The organism is uncultured Ruminococcus sp. (assembly GCF_937915125.1).
GTDB lineage: Bacteria > Bacillota > Clostridia > Oscillospirales > Ruminococcaceae > Ruminococcus_C.
The window spans coordinates 1-19,092 of sequence record NZ_CALDMP010000099.1 but is presented as its reverse complement, the minus strand read 5'-3'; the positions used below and the strand labels follow the sequence as shown (position 1 = coordinate 19,092).

At 46.8% G+C, this 19,092-nt stretch carries 16 protein-coding genes; 9 read left to right on the top strand and 7 right to left on the bottom strand.

Annotation, left to right across the window (positions count from 1 at the left end):
- The 8 genes from Q0418_RS10580 to Q0418_RS10545 form a co-directional block, all read left to right on the top strand.
- The coding region (locus tag Q0418_RS10580) for a hypothetical protein (protein WP_367276268.1) at window positions 1-375 on the top strand (375 nt) is incomplete at its 5' end.
- Complete coding sequence (locus Q0418_RS10575; RefSeq protein WP_298484099.1) at window positions 375-1,649, top strand: phage tail protein; 1,275 nt, start codon at window positions 375-377, stop codon at window positions 1,647-1,649. The genes Q0418_RS10580 and Q0418_RS10575, both read left to right, overlap by 1 nt.
- Window positions 1,650-1,661: 12 nt before the next feature.
- The gene (locus Q0418_RS10570; RefSeq protein ID WP_298484098.1) at window positions 1,662-4,796 is read left to right on the top strand and encodes a phage tail tape measure protein; all 3,135 of its coding nucleotides are present in this window, start codon (window positions 1,662-1,664) and stop codon (window positions 4,794-4,796) included.
- A 13-nt stretch (window positions 4,797-4,809) separates the two neighbouring features.
- Window positions 4,810-5,559, top strand: a complete 750-nt coding sequence (locus tag Q0418_RS10565; protein WP_298484097.1) for a hypothetical protein — start codon at window positions 4,810-4,812, stop codon at window positions 5,557-5,559.
- Window position 5,560: 1 nt separating this feature from the next.
- The gene (locus Q0418_RS10560; protein WP_298484096.1) at window positions 5,561-8,935 is read left to right on the top strand and encodes a peptidase G2 autoproteolytic cleavage domain-containing protein; all 3,375 of its coding nucleotides are present in this window, start codon (window positions 5,561-5,563) and stop codon (window positions 8,933-8,935) included.
- Window positions 8,936-8,941: 6 nt separating this feature from the next.
- Window positions 8,942-9,172, top strand: a complete 231-nt coding sequence (locus Q0418_RS10555; RefSeq protein ID WP_298484095.1) for a hypothetical protein — start codon at window positions 8,942-8,944, stop codon at window positions 9,170-9,172.
- On the top strand, window positions 9,169-9,369 hold the full coding sequence (locus tag Q0418_RS10550; RefSeq protein WP_298484094.1) for a holin: 201 nt from the start codon (window positions 9,169-9,171) through the stop codon (window positions 9,367-9,369). Before Q0418_RS10555 ends, Q0418_RS10550 begins: the two co-directional genes overlap by 4 nt.
- 3 nt (window positions 9,370-9,372) lie before the next feature.
- Window positions 9,373-10,143 (top strand): N-acetylmuramoyl-L-alanine amidase family protein, encoded by a 771-nt coding sequence (locus Q0418_RS10545; RefSeq protein ID WP_298484093.1) that lies wholly within the window; start codon window positions 9,373-9,375, stop codon window positions 10,141-10,143.
- A gap of 50 nt (window positions 10,144-10,193) precedes the next feature.
- On the opposite strand, the gene Q0418_RS10540 is transcribed toward Q0418_RS10545, so the two are convergent.
- The 5 genes from Q0418_RS10540 to Q0418_RS10520 form a co-directional block, all read right to left on the bottom strand.
- Complete coding sequence (locus Q0418_RS10540; RefSeq protein ID WP_298484092.1) at window positions 10,194-10,511, bottom strand: hypothetical protein; 318 nt, start codon at window positions 10,509-10,511, stop codon at window positions 10,194-10,196.
- Window positions 10,508-11,149: a hypothetical protein gene (locus Q0418_RS10535; RefSeq protein ID WP_298484091.1), complete on the bottom strand. Its 642-nt coding sequence runs from the start codon at window positions 11,147-11,149 to the stop codon at window positions 10,508-10,510. Before Q0418_RS10535 ends, Q0418_RS10540 begins: the two co-directional genes overlap by 4 nt.
- A gap of 4 nt (window positions 11,150-11,153) precedes the next feature.
- The gene (locus Q0418_RS10530; protein WP_298484090.1) at window positions 11,154-11,438 is read right to left on the bottom strand and encodes a hypothetical protein; all 285 of its coding nucleotides are present in this window, start codon (window positions 11,436-11,438) and stop codon (window positions 11,154-11,156) included.
- Between the two features lie 58 nt (window positions 11,439-11,496).
- A complete protein-coding gene (locus tag Q0418_RS10525; RefSeq protein WP_298484089.1) occupies window positions 11,497-11,838 on the bottom strand; it encodes a hypothetical protein in 342 nt (113 codons plus the stop codon).
- Window positions 11,839-12,642: 804 nt separating this feature from the next.
- Window positions 12,643-15,438: an RICIN domain-containing protein gene (locus Q0418_RS10520; protein WP_298484088.1), complete on the bottom strand. Its 2,796-nt coding sequence runs from the start codon at window positions 15,436-15,438 to the stop codon at window positions 12,643-12,645.
- A 176-nt stretch (window positions 15,439-15,614) separates the two neighbouring features.
- Between Q0418_RS10520 and Q0418_RS10515 the strand changes: the two genes are divergently transcribed.
- On the top strand, window positions 15,615-17,831 hold the full coding sequence (locus tag Q0418_RS10515; RefSeq protein ID WP_298484087.1) for a helix-turn-helix domain-containing protein: 2,217 nt from the start codon (window positions 15,615-15,617) through the stop codon (window positions 17,829-17,831).
- Window positions 17,832-17,929: 98 nt separating this feature from the next.
- On the opposite strand, the gene Q0418_RS10510 is transcribed toward Q0418_RS10515, so the two are convergent.
- Together Q0418_RS10510 and Q0418_RS10505 are read right to left on the bottom strand one after the other, a co-directional pair.
- Window positions 17,930-18,142 (bottom strand): hypothetical protein, encoded by a 213-nt coding sequence (locus Q0418_RS10510; protein ID WP_298484086.1) that lies wholly within the window; start codon window positions 18,140-18,142, stop codon window positions 17,930-17,932.
- A gap of 425 nt (window positions 18,143-18,567) precedes the next feature.
- On the bottom strand, window positions 18,568-19,092 hold a 525-nt coding region (locus tag Q0418_RS10505; RefSeq protein ID WP_298484085.1), incomplete at its 5' end, for a hypothetical protein.

Below are 19,092 nucleotides of genomic sequence, written 5' to 3'. Positions count from 1 at the left end.
GCATACCCGTATAAAAAGGCGATTTCGGATACGGCAAGCGATTGGCTTTGGGATCCGTTCTGCTTTGAGAACGGCGTGATACGGGAATACAAGGATATGAAAGTAGAAGCGGGGGAAGAAAAAGAATTTCTCATTATCGGATGCGCTATGCCGGTGTATCCGAAGATTCTTGTTTTCTCCGATGCTCCAGAATCTATGCGGGAACTTGTGATAAATGACGTTTCCACTGACATAAGCGGTGTGACAAGCGGCTATGTTAGTTTTCCGTGGCCGCTCAGCTATCCGCTTTCTGACGGCGAAAACAAGATCCGGATAGAAAACACATCGAGTCATAGTGTGCTCGTTTCCATTGTTTTTGCGGAGGGAAGGTTATAATGGCTTCGACTTTTACGGTACTTCTGTATCCGTACACCGTGAATATGCAGGGGCAATTGTATACCGGAGATAAATTTCCGCATGCTGTGCTCCACGACCCGAGAAGAGAAGATCGCTTTATTCTGGAACCGTCTTTAGAAATCGGTCTTAGCAAAGCGGGCTCCATGACGTTCACTGTCACAGAAAAGAATCCGTTTTATAAGCAAATGTGTCTGGATCTGCAGTGGGAGGTTGTTGTGCTTCGTGGTAGCACGTTTGTATGGGCTGGATTCCCGGTTATTATGGAGAGAGATCTGTATGGGAATGCCACTTTTACATGCGAGGGTGTTTTAAGCTATCTGAATCTTGTGCATATTCCGCCGTTCCGGTACGAGAACGTCAGCCCGAGTACGCTGTTTTATGATGTGGTATTTCGAAAATATATATCTGAGATAAAGCCGGATAGTGGAGAATCGGATAAGCGCATTAACAGCCGATATAGACACCGTAATTTTGCTGGCGGATCATACAACGGTTTCGACGTATCGGAAACCAGGTATGAGACAAAGCTAGAGGACGGAGAAACACACTGGTATACCAAAACAGAGGAACGAAAGATCACAAGATATTCTAAAAAAACGCTTTCCGCTATGGAGGTCCTGCAAACAAGACTTGTGGACTATTTCGGCGGGAATCTGTATGTTGGAATGAATCCTGATCCGGAATCGTCCGGCGCACTGTGGAACATCAATTATACACCGGATGATGAAGAAAACAGATGCAGACAGACGATAGAAGAAGGTAAAAATATCCTGGAGCTGAATTTAACGAAGGATGAAACTGATTTTTGCACGGCTGTAGTTCCTACGAATGAGAGTGGTGATGCCTGTTTCGATGCGTCTAACTCCGGCAGCATGTCTATTTCTGACGGAAAAGGCAATGTACTTGCCGTGAGAAGGCCGTACAGCAACGTATTCCGGAACGTATCCCTTGTGAAAAAATACGGCATCATTACAAATACCTGTGATACAACAGAAGGCGCAGGAACAGAGCAAATCGTCGGGGAGACGCTGCTCAAAGCGGCATCTCTTCGTGCGCCGCATGTGACGTATGATGTAAAGGCAATCGATTTGTCATTGGTTGATGGCGGGTCTGATTGGATGAAGCCGGGGAAATATGTGCACGTCATCAGCAAAAAAAGAGATCTCGATTCCTGGCTTATTGTAGATCGGCTTTCTTTACGGCTTGATGATCCAACGAACAACAGGGTCGAACTTGGCGGAACAATTTCGTAGGTGGTGAGGTAAATGTCAGATTATACGCTTTCTGCGACAATTACGGGTGATGCATCAAAATTCCAGAAAGCGATGCAGCAGGCACAGACTGCAATGGAAAAGGTCAGCGGTAAAGTCGGAAGCTTCGGAAGTTCTCTACAGAGTATCGGTGACAAAATGTCAGCCGCCGGAGGAAAGATCACGGCACTGGAAACCGCAGTAGCTGGTGCAGCAGCAGCGATCGGAACACAGGCGGTAAGAGCCGGCGCAAGCTTTGAAGCGGAGATGGCAAAGGTGTCTGCAATTTCCGGCGCAGCAGGGGATGACCTGGAAACGCTGACTGAAAAAGCAAAGGAAATGGGGAAAAAGACAAAGTTTTCCGCCTCTGAATCCGCAGAAGCCATGGAATACATGGCGATGGCCGGATGGAAAACAGGAGACATGCTTTCTGGTATCGAAGGCATCATGAATCTTGCTGCTGCATCCGGAGAAGATCTTGCGACAACTTCTGATATTGTGACAGACGCACTGACGGCGTTCGGACTCAGCGCATCGGATTCCGGTGAATTCGTCGATGTGCTTGCTGCTGCATCAAGCAATGCAAACACAAATGTTTCTATGATGGGAGAGACATTCAAATACGTTGCCCCTGTTGCAGGATCGCTTGGGTATTCTGTACAGGATACAGCTGTCGCAATCGGACTTATGGCAAACAGCGGTATCAAGGCGAGTCAAGCCGGCACTTCGTTGCGAGCCATCCTTTCTAGAATGGCAAAGCCGACAGAAGAAGTTCAAAGTGCAATGGACACGCTTGGCGTTTCGCTGACGGATTCTTCCGGAAATATGAAATCGTTCCGGGAAGTCATGGGAGAGCTGAGAACCGGTTTTGCTGGTCTTACAACAGATCAGCAAGCTGCGTATGCATCGTCTATCGGCGGACAGGAGGCAATGTCCGGTTTGCTTGCCATTGTCAATGCATCCGATGAGGACTTTAAAAAGCTGGCGGAATCCATCGACAACAGCTCTGGTGCGTGTCAGAACATGGCTGACACCATGAACAATACGCTTTCCGGGCAGTTTACTATACTGAAAAGCCAGATAGAAGGTATCAACATACAGATCTTTGAACAGATGGAGCCTGTGCTTTCTGATATTGTCGGAAAAGCACAGGAAGCTGCGATGGCAATCAGCGGTATGATCTCCGCATTTGTCGCAGCAAAAGATGCTGGCGGCACGATGAATGGCATACAGGCGGCAATCAATGCACTTTCTGGCATGGCGAATACCGGTGGAGAGATATCCGATGCTCTTGGCAGTATTGCAGACAAGGCGCAGCTTGTGTTTGATAAAATACAGTCTTTGCAAAATGCTGGTGTTCCACTGGAGAAGATCGCTGTTTCTGCGGCTGCGTTAGGGCCGGCGCTTCTTGTGGGCGGAAAAGCCGCTTCTGCTTTCGGAGGCAGTTTTCAAGGAATATCCAGCATGATCGGCGGAATTTCAGGCGTTTTTGGTGATGCAAAAGGAAAAATATCCTCTTTTGCCGGATGGTTTTCTTCGTTTTCCGGTACTTTGAAGAGTGCAAAGTCGCCTTTGAAAGAGGCTGGAACAGCGATCAGCGGTCTTGAAGGCGGTATTAAGAATCTGGCTGGTAATGGAATCGGAAAAATAGGCGATGTTTTCTCGTCTCTTGCTGCGAAGGTTCCTGGTGTAACTACCCCTATTGTTGTCCTGAAAGCAAAATTGCAGGAGATATCCGGCGGTATCGGTGAAAAAGTATCCTCCGTTTTTGGTAAAATCGGAGATACTTTCGGTTCAATCGGTGAAAAACTGTCACCTGTTCTGGGGAAAATAAAAGATTTCGGATCAAAAATAGGAAGTGCGCTTTCCAGTATTACAAAAGTCGCTGGAAGCTTCGGTGGTAAGTTTACGTCAATTCTCATGAAGTGCTTCGGATTCGGCGCTATCGGCGGTCTTGTACTGGTTGGTCTCGGTCTGATACAGCAGAATTTTGGTGACGAGATCGGCGAAATTCTCACAATGGTACAGCAGAAAGCACCGCAGATTATAACAGATTTCTGTGCTGGTATCACTGAAAAAATCCCTGATCTGATTACGCAGGGCGCAGCGCTTGTCACAAGCCTGCTTGACACGCTCATTCTTCTTGCACCATCTCTGATCGATGGCGGTATCAACATTGTACTCAGCCTTGTGACAGGATTTGCACAAGCGCTTCCTGATCTTCTTTCCAGAGCCGGAGAAATGATCGTAACCATTGTGCAGGGATTGACAGAACGTCTTCCTGACATTCTAGCAGCAGGCATGAGTGTGCTTTCCGCACTGATATCTGGCATTTCCAGTATGCTTCCGGCATTGATTCCAGCAGCAGTGGATATGATATTGACGCTTGTCATGGGTCTGATAGATCAGCTACCGGAGCTGATAGACAGCGGTCTTGAGCTTCTCACGGCTGTCGTGGATGGTATTGTGGCGTCTCTGCCATTGATCGCAGAAAAAGCGCCGGAGATCATCGAGAAGCTTGCTACAACTCTGATCGAGAAAGCACCTGATCTAATTGTCACTGCTGGTGAATTGATTTTGCAGCTTGCAGACGGTCTGATCAAAGCGATACCGACTATCGTTGCAAAAATACCGGAGATCATCCAATCTATCAAGGACAAGTTTCTGGACACAGACTGGGAGCAGCTTGGAAAAGATATTATGAATCTTGTTTTAGATGGATTGAAATCCATCGTAAATATTGCAGTTGATGTGCTTAACGTAGCCATCGACGGCATCAATTTTGCATTTGATTCTGAAATACCGCATATTCCGTATCTTGCACATGGAACGGATAACTTCGCAGGCGGATTTGCACGAATCAACGAAGGCGGTCGTGGCGAGCTTGTGTCACTGCCTGGCGGTACACAGGTGATACCGCACGATATCAGCAAGCAGTACGCAAAAGAAGCTGCACGTATGAACACAGGCGGCTATTTTGTTGAAATAGACTATGAGGCCATTGGCGCAGCGGTGGCTGCAGCAATGTGCGGAGTTGATCTGCACACGACATTCCAGGTTGATGGAAAAACAATTGCAGACGTGACTACACCGTATGTTGACCAAAACCTTGGAAGACGTGCTGTCATGTCAAAACGGTACAGCAGATAAAGGAGGCTTTTGTATGGCAGAAATTCTGGATACAGCACAGGGGACTGTGCTAGGTGATGCGGAGCAGATCAGGACGGCGATATATGGCAGGGAAGTCAGAGCGTCTATCGCAGAGGCTCTGGAACTACTCTATGCCGGTCAGACGCTGTTTGACGAAGATACAGGAGAGGAATCCGGAACAGTAAAGGAAAAGCTTGCAGAGACAATCGCCAATCTGGAAGCGATAGGATCGAAACTGGATGAAACAGATGCGAATCTGGATGGGCTTCTTGAGAACATATACGGCATTGGTGTTTATCAGGATTTGTCACAGGTAGGCATTGATCACAAGCTGTATATGCATTATGCAGACGGTACAACGTCTACTGATGCGTACAACGATGGTGTAAGAGAAGTTGTCTATAAAGGAAGACGATACACCATAAATGAGGACGGTACACTGAGTCCGTATATGGTCGTGGAAAATGAAAATCTTGACTTTGATAAACTGCACTGCGGTTATAAGTATCGTATCAAGTCCAATGCAGACGGCACAACTACAATCACATCAATCACATTATTTGACCAGAATGCAGATAAAATCTCGGCTGATGAAAACGGAGAAAGACGGCAGGGGTGCATACTCTATAACGATAGCGGTATGACTGGATTTGTTACTGATCTGGAGAATGAGGAAAAGGTGTATCTATCAGATTTGCTGAATCGTATCAGTTCATTGGAATCTGATGTAGAAGCGCTGAAAAATTCTTCTGGAGGTGCTTAATGTGCCTAATTTAACGAAAATTGTATGTCTCGAAGAGGATTGCAATCATAACGGAAAATCCGTGAATTCTGGATCATCCGATACATATTCAAAATCTGAAATAGATGCAAAGGACGATGCAGTAAAGAGTATTGCGGAAAGCGCAAAAAGCACAGCGGATGCGTCTCAAACAAAGAATGTTGAACAGGATTCTCGAATTAAAGAATTGCAAAAAGATTCCCACACCCACGAAAACAAGTCCATTCTCGATGCAACTGAGGAATCGTACACAACAGCGGAAAAAAACAAGCTTGCATCTCTGGAAAATTACACACACCCGACACACACATCCCACAGCAAAGGTATGTACAAGTTCGCAAATGATGGACTTGGTCACGTGTCAGATGCTGAGAAAGTGACAAAAGATGATATTGTGGGGCTTGGGATTCCTGGGCAGGATACGACGTACACCGCAGGAACTGGTCTAAGCATATCCGGCACAACAATCAACCACAAAAACAGCGTTGCTGCAAAAACTACAGCTGGATTTTTAAAGCTTAAGTATGACTCACAGGGACATATTACTGGATCATCAGGTGTTACAAAAGATGATATTGTTGATCTTGGGATTCCTGGGCAGGATACAAATACAGAATATATTGTTCTTCGTGGTTCCGTTAAAACTAATCATGGATATATCGGAGGGGTAAACTCATTACTATTAGTTGATAAAAGTAATTACGATAAAGAAAATGAAGTTTTAACTAGCACAAATGATTTATCGATATGTGATATGAACCCATACGTAACTTTTCTTGAAAATAATTACATGAATCCTGAATATACAGCATATCCAATGTTTTATGATGCAAAAAAAAGTGGTGAAAAATCAGGAATTCAATCTGTAATATCATCTGGTAAGATCAGGATAAATCAAAATTTAGATGGTTTTGATGTTGATGGAAATATAACTGCATCAAAATTTATAGGTGCAAACGCAACTAAAACAGAACAAGGTCTCATGTCTGCAAAAGACAAAACTAAACTTGACAACATCGCCGACAGCGCCAACAACTACGTGCACCCTACAACCTCCGGAAACAAGCACATACCATCTGGAGGATCGTCAGGTAAGATTTTGAGGTGGTATGCGGATGGTACGGCTGTGTGGGGTGATGATAAGGACACCACATACAGCAACGCAACACAGTCAGCGTCAGGTCTCATGACGGCGGAAGATAAGACTAAACTGGACGGAATTGCAATAGGTGCAAACAAAACGGTGGTAGACACAGCACTATCATCTACAAGCACAAACCCAGTGCAGAACAAGGTTGTTAAAGCCGCATTAGATGGTAAAGCTGCATCGTCACATACGCATAGCTATTTGCCGCTGAGTGGCGGGACAATGACAGGAAATGCAACAGTATCAAAATCAAGTGGAGATGCAGGATGGTACGCAGAAAGATCTGATACAGGTGTTGCTGTATGGTGTGGAGTTGGCAGCGGAGGGGCTAACCACGGCGTATATAGCAGAAAACTTAATAAATGGATGATGTATGGAGATGCGAACGGTGTGTATCTAAACGGAAACGCATCCACCGCCACAAAGCTAAAGACAGCACGTACTATGACAATAGGCAGCACAGGTAAATCATTTGATGGATCTGCAAATGTATCTTGGACACTTGCTGAGATTGGTGCAGCTGCCGCATCGCATACTCATACATACTTGTCTAATCTTAATAAGTCTTTTACTGGAGCAAATAGCGCTGCTAAATGGATTAAGCTTGGTACACTTGTATCATCTGGTGATGCTTGCTATACAATAATACGTGTTTTTTCTGGAGATGGATTTAATTCACTGGCTAATCAAAATGCATCATTTGAAATACATATAAAAGATGGCTGGCAGTCAACAGGATCTGCAAAGAATTCGTGCGGTGTAACTGTATATCGCATAAACTGCTCGTCTATAAAAGTGCAAGTAAGAGCATCATCATCTACAACATATGATGTTTGGTGCTATTTACCGTGGGGATACTGGAATGGTAATTACTCTGTGTATGGTAGGTACAATACATGGACACATGCAGGTACAAATCAATCTGAAGAACCAACATCCGGTACAACTCAAAGTCTATCATATTATGATTATGTATTTGGAAATGACAGCAGATTACACACCCACTCTACGAAGTCAACCAACTACGGTACACTCACAGCATCATCAAATCAGCTGTCTCTTACATCCGCAGTAGGTATGCACACAAGCGGCAAAACATATACACACAATAATACGTCATATACCGGAAGCGCAAAATCAGAAGTATTTAATGATTATACTAATAATATGGCTGCCGGAGATTATGCTCACGTCGAAGGAAGTGAGAACAAAGGACTTGCAAACTGTACACATGTAGAGGGATGGAAAAATGTTGCATCAGGGAATCAGGCTCATGCAGAGGGTCAGTATTGTAAAGCAACAGGTGAAGCGGCTCATGCACAAAATACATCTACTACAGCAAGCGGTGATTATAGCCATGCAGAGGGGTGGCTTAGTCAGGCTTCTGGCGTAGAATCTCACGCTGGAGGATATGATTCTAAAGCAAATGGACAAGGATCGTTTGTACACGGGTTTCAATGCACTGCTACAACTCCGTGGTCAGTTTCGATGGGATCACAGTGTACATCAGCTAATTCAAACTGTGCGTTTACGTTCGGGTGGAATCTAACCAATTTAATCGGAAACTCTACTGTTGTAGGACAGTGGAATGCACAATCAAAAGAAGGCTTTTTTGTCGTTGGAAAAGGAACTAGCAGTGCAAAAGCTAATGCCTTTAGAGTTGCATCAGATGGTAAAACATACGCTACAGGTGCATATAGCTCCACAGGTGCGGACTACGCCGAAATGTTTGAGTGGATGGACGGAAATCCAGATGAAGAGGACAGAAGAGGGCATTTTGTCACGCTTGACGGCGAGAAAATCAAGTTTGCGGAATCAGCAGACGATGATATTATCGGCGTTGTATCTGCTGCTGCATCTATTGTCGGTGATGCTTACGAGGATAACTGGAATGGCATGTATCTGACTGACATTTTCGGTGGAAATTTATACGACAAACCAATCATTGACGAGGATGGAAACAAACATGTATACCAAACACTCAATCCAGATTATGATCCGGATGTGATCTACGTACCGAGATCTGAAAGACCGGAATGGGATGCAGTCGGTATGATGGGTAAGCTGGTTGTTATTGACGATGGGACGTGCAAAGTAAACGAGTACTGTATACCAACTACAGGAGGCATTGCTACGGCATCCAGTGGTAGAATCGGTTATCGTGTGCTTGCAAGAATTGATGATACACATGTAAAAATTTTGATGAGGTGATGTGCAATGGACTGGACAGAAATCATAACAGCTGGAATCGCCGCATTGGGTGCTGTGGCTGGCTCTGCGCTCATGCAGGGGAAAGCTACTGCAATTTTGCAGACGAAGCTGGAGTCGCTCAGAAGTGACGTAGAAACGCTATCACGGCGTGTTGACAAGCACAACGATGTGCAGAATCGTGTGCTTCGCGCGGAATGTAAGCTGGAAGAACTGGAAAAGGAGTTGAGCCAAAAATGAGAAATTGGAAATCATGGGCGAAAGCGGCTGCGTTCAGAGCGATCCGGACTTTTGCACAGACAGCGGCGGCTGGTATTGGCGTGGCTGCTGTGATGCAGGATGTAAACTGGACGTATGTAGGAAGTGCTGCGTTGCTGGCTGGAGTGCTGTCGGTGCTGACAAGCGTGGCAGGGCTGCCGGAAGTAAAGGAGGATTAATCTATGACGATCAAAAACGCATACCTCACACACAACCGCCAGGGCACCAAGCGGAAGAAAACCACTGCCATTGCCGTTCACTGGGTTGGCAATCCCGGAAGCTCCGCCATGGCGAACCGGAATTATTTTAATTCGACAGACCGGGCTGTCTCCAGCAATTACATTGTTGGATTGCAGGGTGAAGTGATCTGCTGCATCCCGGACGAAGAAGTCAGCTGGTGCACAAATCAGGCAAACAGCTATACGGTGTCCATTGAGACGTGCCACCCGGATGCAACTGGGAAATTCAGCGCCGCCACTTACAACAGCCTTGTGGAACTGACTGCGCAGCTGTGCAGGAAATATGGGCTGAACCCGCAAAAAGGCGGCGTGATCCGGCATTTCGATGTGACCGGAAAGGTCTGCCCGAAGTGGTTCGTACCAAAGGCAAAGGGCGGTTCGGATACGAATAGCGGTACGAACTGGATGAAATTTTTGGCGGATGTGGATGCGAAGATTGGTACGACGTCCACTAAGACGGAAACAAGCGGGAAAAAATACCGTACAGACTGGAAGAAAGGCGAAGCGGTACAGATTGCGGATCAGGCGCAGCTGTTTGCGAATGAGTCCACGGCTACACCGTCAAGCCGTCTGCGAGGTGGTACGTACTACATCTATGACGGGAAAATCTGCAAAAATGGCAGATACCGCATTACAACTCGTGCGGATTATTGTGGCAAGACTCCGGCTGGGAAGTATGTGACAGGGTACGTATCAATCGACAAAATGAGCTAAAAAAACCGGCGGTACTACAGGATAAATTTCCTGCGGTATCGCCGGGTTTTTTATTTGTTGTTTACAATTGCAAACGAAATTAGCATTTTGTCTCTCTCTGGTATTTCAGCGGCTTTCCAGCGCTGAATTGTGGTATATGGCAGTTCTACCATATTTGCAAGTGCTTTCATTTTCATTCGAGAAACGAAGCACAGCTCTTCCACGCCTCCGTTTGACATTGTGTATATATCAGTCAATACAGAAGTGATATCATTTGCATCTGCATAACTGTCCATCCATTCCTGCCATCCTCGTTCTGAGATATACATTTCCAAGTTGTCGTACTCTTTTGCTTCTGTATATAGTTTCTTAAAAGTGTCAAACTTCATTTTCCACACTCCTTTTCATACCATTCTAAAAATTCGCCGAAAATACGATTTTCAGCCTCTTTCCTGGCAGCTATGCACTCATTTATATCAGATGATGTGCATAACGTATACTGTTTACCTTGGAATCCTATATGAGCAACGTATTTCCCTTTAGATTTGCAAAAATACACGCCTCTGATACCAGTACTTGATCTTTTTGACACAGTGATAGATCTGATATTTCCTATATTTGTACCTCCAACAATGTTTGTGTCATTTGCGTTTTCCAGAGACACCATGCATCCACAAGATACAACGTTTCTTTTCTTTCTGCATAGATTGTTTTGTGCAACATAGCATATGTTCCCACAGTCGCATTTGCACTTCCATTTTTTCTTTTCTTCATCATATTCCACGGCTTTAAGCTTTCCAAACCTCTTACCAGTGAGGTCTTGCAGTGATGCCAAACCATTTTTTACAGACTGCTCTTTTGCCTTGCATCCGCATGATGTTGTGTGACCGTTTGTGAGATTTGATGTTTTCACAACTGTTGTATTTCCACAGTTGCAAATGCACTCCCACGCACTGTTGCCGTAATATTTTACGACAACCAGACGCCCGAAGCGTGCGCCTGTGATGTCGTTTTTAGGTTTACCCATGATCTTATGCAGCAAGGTAGGTATAAAACCGCAGGAAAGATGCGATTTCGTTTTCGATTGCTTCTTTTCTCTGAATGCCCCACACATTAAATTTTGCAGGCATGCTGTACTCTGTAAACGGTGTGTATGTTACAACACCATTTACCTTTGCATATCGCTCACCGCTGTGCGGGGCTCTTACGCATACGCAGTAACCGTTTCCGTGCTGCGTAAATTCGATTTTGCATTCCGGCTTTGCGGATGATGCCAGGATGCTTTCTACAAATGCTTTCAGTTCTGTGTTTTTCATAATATACTCACTTTCTCCCCGTGTCGCCGATAGGTAAGCAATTTATGTTGATTTATACTTATGCAAAACGATATGTTTCCATAAAAGTATCTGCTGCGGACTTCGCTTTTCCTGTAGCTGCAATGTAATTGTCGTGGTCAAGATCGATGTATCCGCCTTTTTTTCCAATGCAGTCACCGTATCCGTTGATGTAGATCCGACGCTTACCGTACTTTTCCCAAAGTACAAACTTGAAGCTATCTACAATCGCCACACCGTTAAACACCGGCTTAGCTGCTTCTGCGATTGTTGCTTTTGCTTCAATCCAAGCAAGCTTCAGAGCGTTGCTTTTGCTGGAATGATGCTTCTTTATGATTTCCCATGCTCTCTTCATGATGCTGCTCAGATTGTACTTTCTCATTTTATTATCCTCCGCCGCTCTGGCTGTTGTATTGTAATCTCTCTTGATTACAATATTATTATACACCATTTTGAAGTGTTTGTCAATAGTAAAATATCATTTTGATGCACTTTTGTATGATTGCACAAAAATATTGCATATAATTTGTGCTATAACGATAAATACAAGAATATTGTCACTAAAAAAGCAGACATCCGAATATGACAGTCTACTTTTCACTTGACAATCAACAAAATATATGATAAAATATATATTACTCAGTTTTAGTGTTATATCGCAAAGATAAGGCTATAATAAACGGTGTAACAAATATGTAAACCGGTTCGCTTTGTGTTGCGTTTCGTCCACCATATTAGCACTCTAATTTTGATACAAAATTAGGGTGCATTTATTTTTGCCCAAACAACGCTGTTACGGTATTTGCTCTCAATTCCGAAACGATTGGTCGGATATGTGCAGTAATTCTGAAACGATAGGGGGTGCAAAATTCAATTCCGAAACGATAACTCCTACCTATCGTTTTTTTATTGAATTTCCGTGAAAAAAAGGGTGCATTTGCAAAAATGGCATAAAAACACCCCACCAGGCAAGCAGACCATAATACAGTCAGCCAGCCCAGTGGGGTGTCGTCATATCTATTTCACTGTTACTTCAATTCCGTTGCGGAACTTAAACAGCATTTCGCCGTCCAGCCCTGCAGTCACATCTTTTACCCTTGAGTACGGTGTTTCTGATCTGTCCCAAAAAGGAATACCCTATAAGATCATATCCATTCGGTGAAGGTGCGGATACCGAGATATGCGTTTATGCTGTCTGATTCAGCAATGCCCGCTTCATTAGGCAAAGATCAAACACATTGAGTTTATCATCCTCATAAAGATCTGCGGCCTTCCAGTTGGGAAGATGTGTATCCGGCACTGCCAGCAGCCACTTCTGAAGAAGCACGACATCAGCCACATTGAAGGAACCGTCCATGTTCACATCACAGGCGACCTCCGGCTCCTCGATCGTGACCTCGACCAGATCCCATTTCTGGCAATTGTTGCCGTTTGCTTCCCACTGTGCCACATTGTCTCTGTTACCAGTTCCGGCATTGGCGATCTCCACAAGGCAGTTGTCACGGGATGCGTGCGTGAGGATATTGTAGCTGCCGTCAGGATTCTTCACGAACTTGAAAAGCATCGAGCTGTCCTTCGTGCTATACGGTGTCAGGAAGATATTGCCGCCGTTATCGCCGTTTTCTGCTTTCAGGCAGTAGTCACCAAGACAGCTCATGATGTAGTACATATGAGAAGTACCGAACTGTTTCAGAGTGAAGGTATTGTTCGTACCGGGATTCTCCGTGTCTCCGCGCCACTGCCATACATTCGTGCCGTCCTCTGTGCCTGCGTATGCCACGTCCATAAACAGACCGCTGTTCACATTCTCGAACATATAGGTCTTGGAGGTATCCATTGCACAGCCTTCGTTCTCGACCTTTTCGAGCGTCCAGTGCTGGGAGGTATCGCTGATCGTTGTCTGCCACTGCACGATATTGGCGCCGACTTCCTTGCTTGCCGCCTGCACACCGAGGCATTTCTTGTCGCCGGTCTGCTTCGTGAGGAGCATATAGGTGCCGTCGGAAACTTCATAGAATTTGATCTTCTGGCAGTCTACGCCGGTCTCGCTCCAAAGTCCCACATTGGCGCCGTTCTCCAGACTGTTGTCTGCGACTTCGAGGAAATAGGTCGCCTTGTCACCGACCTGGCTGACCAGATAATAGTAGCCGTCACCTGCGGAAATGACTCTGAAGGTGTTCTGTGTGCCGGGTTCAGTTGCACCCCACTGCTGCACGTTTGTACCGTTTTCTGCTTTTGCGCCATCCACATCAAGATACAGTCCGCTGTTCACATTCTTGATCATGTAGAGTGCGCCCTCGTCCAGAACTGCACCCTCACGGTTTCCGACCGGTGCGCCGCCGACCTCGATCTCTTTCAGATGAGGCGGTTCATAAGAAGTGCTGACGTAGTTCTCGCATTCCTCGTCGGTGATGTAGTGGATCTTGCTGTACGCATTCCACGCACCGGAATAGGCATTGCAGAACGCCTTGATGTCGGTATTGTTCGTATTATAGGCAGAAACCAGATGATAGCCGTAGCAGTCCGTGACCTTCCAGGTATCGCTCTTATGGTTGGTGAAGTTGATGGGTGAAACTGCTCCGGAAGGGTTGCCTGCGGTATAAGAGCCCTTATCCGTAAAGGAAATGCAGGAGTTTCTGTCCGGGTCAAGCTCATTGCCGGTATAGCCTTCAAAGCGGCAGTTCTCATTGATGACTCTCGACCCCTCACCGCCGATGACCTGCGAGGACTTGTTGGGATTTGAGCCGTTCGTCACAGTGTGATAGTTGTTGTAATTGTGGTCATAGCCGTTGGAATACTGCGGGCAGCGTCTGGAACACTGCTCCCATTTGTTGAACATGAGCGTGGTGTGCAGACGGGAGGTGTCCTTGTTTTGGGAGCCAAACGCAAATGTCCAGTAGCGGTTCAGGAAATTGTTATAGGAGGCGGTGATGTAGTCTGGATTATAGCCGTTGTACTTACCGTCCGACCAACCCTCGGAAGGCGTGTTGATCCAGACGAATTTTCCGACCTCATGATCTCTGTTCTGTGCGAAGGAAGCACTGAAGCTGTTGTGGTCGAGCCAGAGGTTGCGCACACCGTAGAATTGCAGAAGAAGATTTCCGGAGCCGTCACTGTTCAGATACTCCCCACGGAATGTCATATTACGGATCACGATATTCTGCGACGGGCGGTCGTCCTTGCCCCAGAAATCATCATTGCGAAGCAGGCAGTCTGTGATCGTGTTCGCTTTATATGAACCGACAAGCGTTTTGTCATCACGGATCCGTTGCTTATCCTTGCCCTGGTTCACAAAGTTCAGATTTGCGGTGACAACAACGGTTTTCGGCTCCGTGCTGTCGAGCGCTGCGACCGCTTTTTCCACCGTATCGCAGAACACTGTCTCACCGAGCAGACCGCCGATCGTTCCGGCCTTCTCCTTGCCGTTCACCAAACAGTTTCCGGCAAATCCCTCCAGACCGTCCAGATTCAGCTTGTAAGTCTGGTACAGAGCGCCCGTGTAGCTGTCCACCGAAAAGGAATTGCTTTCGGTATCGAAGGTGAGTGCTGATGTGCTGTCGGCATTGCTGACGATCTTGTAGTAGAGATCATTGCCCTCAAAGTCCTGTGATACCGCCGTGATCTGCCAGCGCTGGTTTGCACCGTCTGTGTCAGGTGAAGTCACTGCAAGACCGCCTTCATTCGTCAGAACATAGCCAGTCTGGGAGTTCACGATCTCGTACACGCCGCTTGCAATGTAGTTTAGATACCACTTCTGCGTACGGTTTCCGAGAAATTCCGCAGAGCTGACATAGTCGCCGCTGTTTGTGCCGGAAACGGTGATGCTGCGGTTCGTGTCACCGATGCCGAAGCGGAATTCCTGCACTGGGTAGCTGAATGTGTCCGCACCTGCCGCTGTGACCTGCATTGCCGGGATGCTCGGCATTACGGAGACTGCCATTGTGAGCGCCGCAAGCAGAGCCGTCAGTTTATGATGTTTCATATCAATTCCTCCTGTCTGAAATGTGATCGTTCATATTTACGTTACCTGTTGTATCTATGATAGCACAGTTTCCATTGCAAAGCAATCACATATTCCGCAATTTTACTACCATTTTCCGCAAAGATGGTTGACAGGCGGTGCAGAAGCTGTTATAATGAGGAAAAGGCGGTGACTATATGAAACAGATCGGCATTCTCATTCCGGCGATCATTGATCCCTTGCAGACAGAACTGATCGAAGCGGTCTATGAAACAGCAGCATCCTATGGGTATGATGTGCTCGTCATGACGAACACGACCAATGCCCATGACCATTTTCCGCATAATGACTACACCACTGGGGAGGAGAATATCTTCACTCTGATCGAAGCGGTAAAGCTGGACGGGATCATTTTCGTATCGCACCTATTCAAGAAAACGGCACTGAAACAGTGCATCGCAGATCGGATCCACAAGATAGGCGTACCCTGCATCGACACAGGCGGTACCTCCTACCGATTCGATACCGTACAGATCCCGCAGAAAAGGGTATTCTATGACATGACGGCGCACCTGATCGAGCAGCACCGGTGCCACAGGCTCCTGTGCCTTTCCGGATTCGAGGGCGATGCGGATTCGGAGGAGCGCATTGCAGGATTCATGGAAGCGGCAGAGCTGTTTCGTGTAGAAACGGACATCGTTTACGGCGATTTCTGGAAAGAAAGTGCAATGAAGCTCGGAGAGGAGATTCTTACCGGGAAACGCAGGAAGCCGGATGCCGTTGTCTGTGCGAATGACGTCATGGCGGCGAACCTCTGCGATACCCTCGAAGCCGGCGGGATGAAGATCCCGGATGACATCCGCATCACGGGCTATGATGCGCATCTGGCGGCGCTGGCACATTTCCCGACCATTACCACAATCGGCGGACAGAGTCGTCTGCTCGGAAGGACAGCGGCAGAAGCACTTCTTGCACGCCTTGGCGAAACGGTCACACCGACAAATGAAACGCTTGACCTGATCTGCGGTGCAAGCTGCGGCTGTGTCGATCGTGCAGCGGATGACCGGACGTTCCTGCAGGTGCAGGCGTATGTCAAAAAAACGCTTGAGGATTCCGAATTACACGAAATGAAGACCACGACCAATTATATCGCCAAAATGTCGGATATTGAAAGCCTTGACGATCTCATTGATGCCGCCGACCGGACGGCGCATATCCTCACGGGGTTTCAGACGCTCGACATCTGCCTGTGTGAAGATTGGGCTGGCGATGTGCAGGCGCCGGAGGACTACCGCAGCGAGGGATATTCTGCACAGGCGGAGCTGGTATTGTCCAAACGCATTTCGCTGCCGTCACAGAGCCATGTCCGTTTTTTCACGGAGCATCTGATTCCGGCGCTCATGACACCGCATGAACCGATGCTGCTGTATGTGCTGCCGGTGCATTATATCCTGCGAAATTACGGCTATTGCGTGATCTCCTTTTCGCCCGGTGTCCGATTCCGCATCTCACAGCTCCTTGTCACCTATCTCGATGCCTTCGCAAATGGCCTGCGGACGCTGCAAAAGAAGATGTATACAGACTACCTCCAGTCCATTGTGGAACAGACTTCGCTGCATGATACCATGACTGGACTTCTCAGCCGGAAGGGGCTTTTGCAGTATCTGCATGACAATACGGGAAAACTGCTCGGCATTTTGCTCCTGACGATCAGCCGTTTGCTTGCCGTGCAGGGAAAGAAAAGCGCCTCGCTATCGAACAGTATGCTGCGTTCGGAGCTTCTGGTGGCAGGGGCGCTCTGCCTGCTCGACAGCAAGGCACTGACCGCCGCCCGCATCAGCGAAAAGACCTTTGCGGCCGTGTTCCCATTGCAGCAAAAAGGAACTGCCGATGCACAGGCAGAGCATATCGTCACAAAGCTCGATGTGATGATGAAGAAGATGCAGGAGACTGCCGATCTTGCCTATCTGCCGGAGCTGTTCTATCAAAGCGGCAAGATCGGGAATGGCACGGAGGAGGAGCTGAATGAGATGCTCACCGCGCTGGAGCAGGGCGCACAGTCCGCCGATGCGCCGAAAACCATTGACCTCTCCCTGCTCAGAAAGCTCCACAAGGAGCTGCACCGTGATCCGGGGCTCGACTGGAATCAGACGGGCATGGCAGAGCGCATGAACATCAGCGTCAGCTATCTGCAAAAGCTCTACAAAAAGCAGTTCGGCATCCGCTTTATCGACGATCTGGTGCAGGCACGGATGGAAAAGGCGGTCACGCTGCTGACCACGACTGACCTGCGCATCGGTGAGATCGCAGAGCAGTGCGGCTACCGTCACGCCACACATTTTATGCGCCAGTTCAAGGCACAGATGGGGGTGACACCGTCGGAGTATCGGGAAAGGCAAGACCAAGGACACTAAAACGTGTTGAATTGTTGACACCGATATAAACGAAAAAGGGGCTGCTGATACCATGTGGAAGCCAACCACACGATACCAGCAGCCCCTATCATTTTATCTTACTTCTTAAACACCACCCGAATGTCATTTTTCCCATACACAACGACCTTATCCACCAGCAACTCCCAGAGCGTTTCATCGAACTCGGTGGTCACGCCCAGTTTCTGAACATTCTGAATGAAACTTTTCGTTCTCTGAATCCGCTTGTGTTCCTCGGCTATCTGAGCGATAATGCTGTCGTAAGACGCTTTTGCGGCTTCATATCGCTCCATCGCAGTTTTGTACTTTTTATTGTACTCCTTCTGATCCGTGGGATACGGGCGTTCCCAGCGATCAGCTTCTCGACAATGTCCGCCAAGAACAGCACCTCGTTATTTGCGGCATCACGTTTTGATTTCAACTCTGTCATATCAGATGCAAGAACAATGGATTCCCGGAGATTTCGGAGTATCTCGTTCTTGTTGGTGATTTCTTGAAAGATTCAGGATAAAAACAAATAAAAGTGGTTAGGTAGAGAAATTATCAAAAAGCTATTGATTTTCAAGTTAAAGTGTAATATTACTACTAACAAGAAAACGATTATCGTTAAAATGGTTCATATTTTTGCATTGTGGTTGCATTTACTTGAAGAAAAAAACACCCCAACAGGCAAGCAGACCATAATCCAGTCTGCCAGCCCAGTGGGGTGTCGTCATATCTATTTCACTGTTACTTCAATTCCGTTGCGGAACTTAAACAGCATTTCGCCGTCCAGCCCTGCAGTCACATTTTCCACCATAATCCGCCACAGCTTTTCATCAAACTGCGGTAATGTGAGGTCGGCAGTTTCCAGTTCACGCATCATTGCGTCAAGCAGTTCTTTTCGTGACAGCCGGCGGGCAATTTTTGCCTGTACGGCTGAAATGTCCTTTTTTATTTCATATGATTTCTGCTCATACTTTTCGTATTGCTCGTTGTACTCATCCTGCCTCTGTGGTTTTGTGGCGTTTCTTCTGATATATTCCTGCATGGTTTTGGTGATGTCATCATGCTGAGCGTACAGTTCTGTGACCTGTTTCTCAAAAGCTGTACAGTCTGAAAGAATATTCCGAACCTGCTTACAGGCAGCAATAAAATCTTCCCGATTTTCCAGTACAGATTTGCAGGCAGTAACAAATTTTTTCTTTATCCTCAATCCGTAAAACTCACCACTAAAAAACATCAACGCAACCAGAAGTGTAAT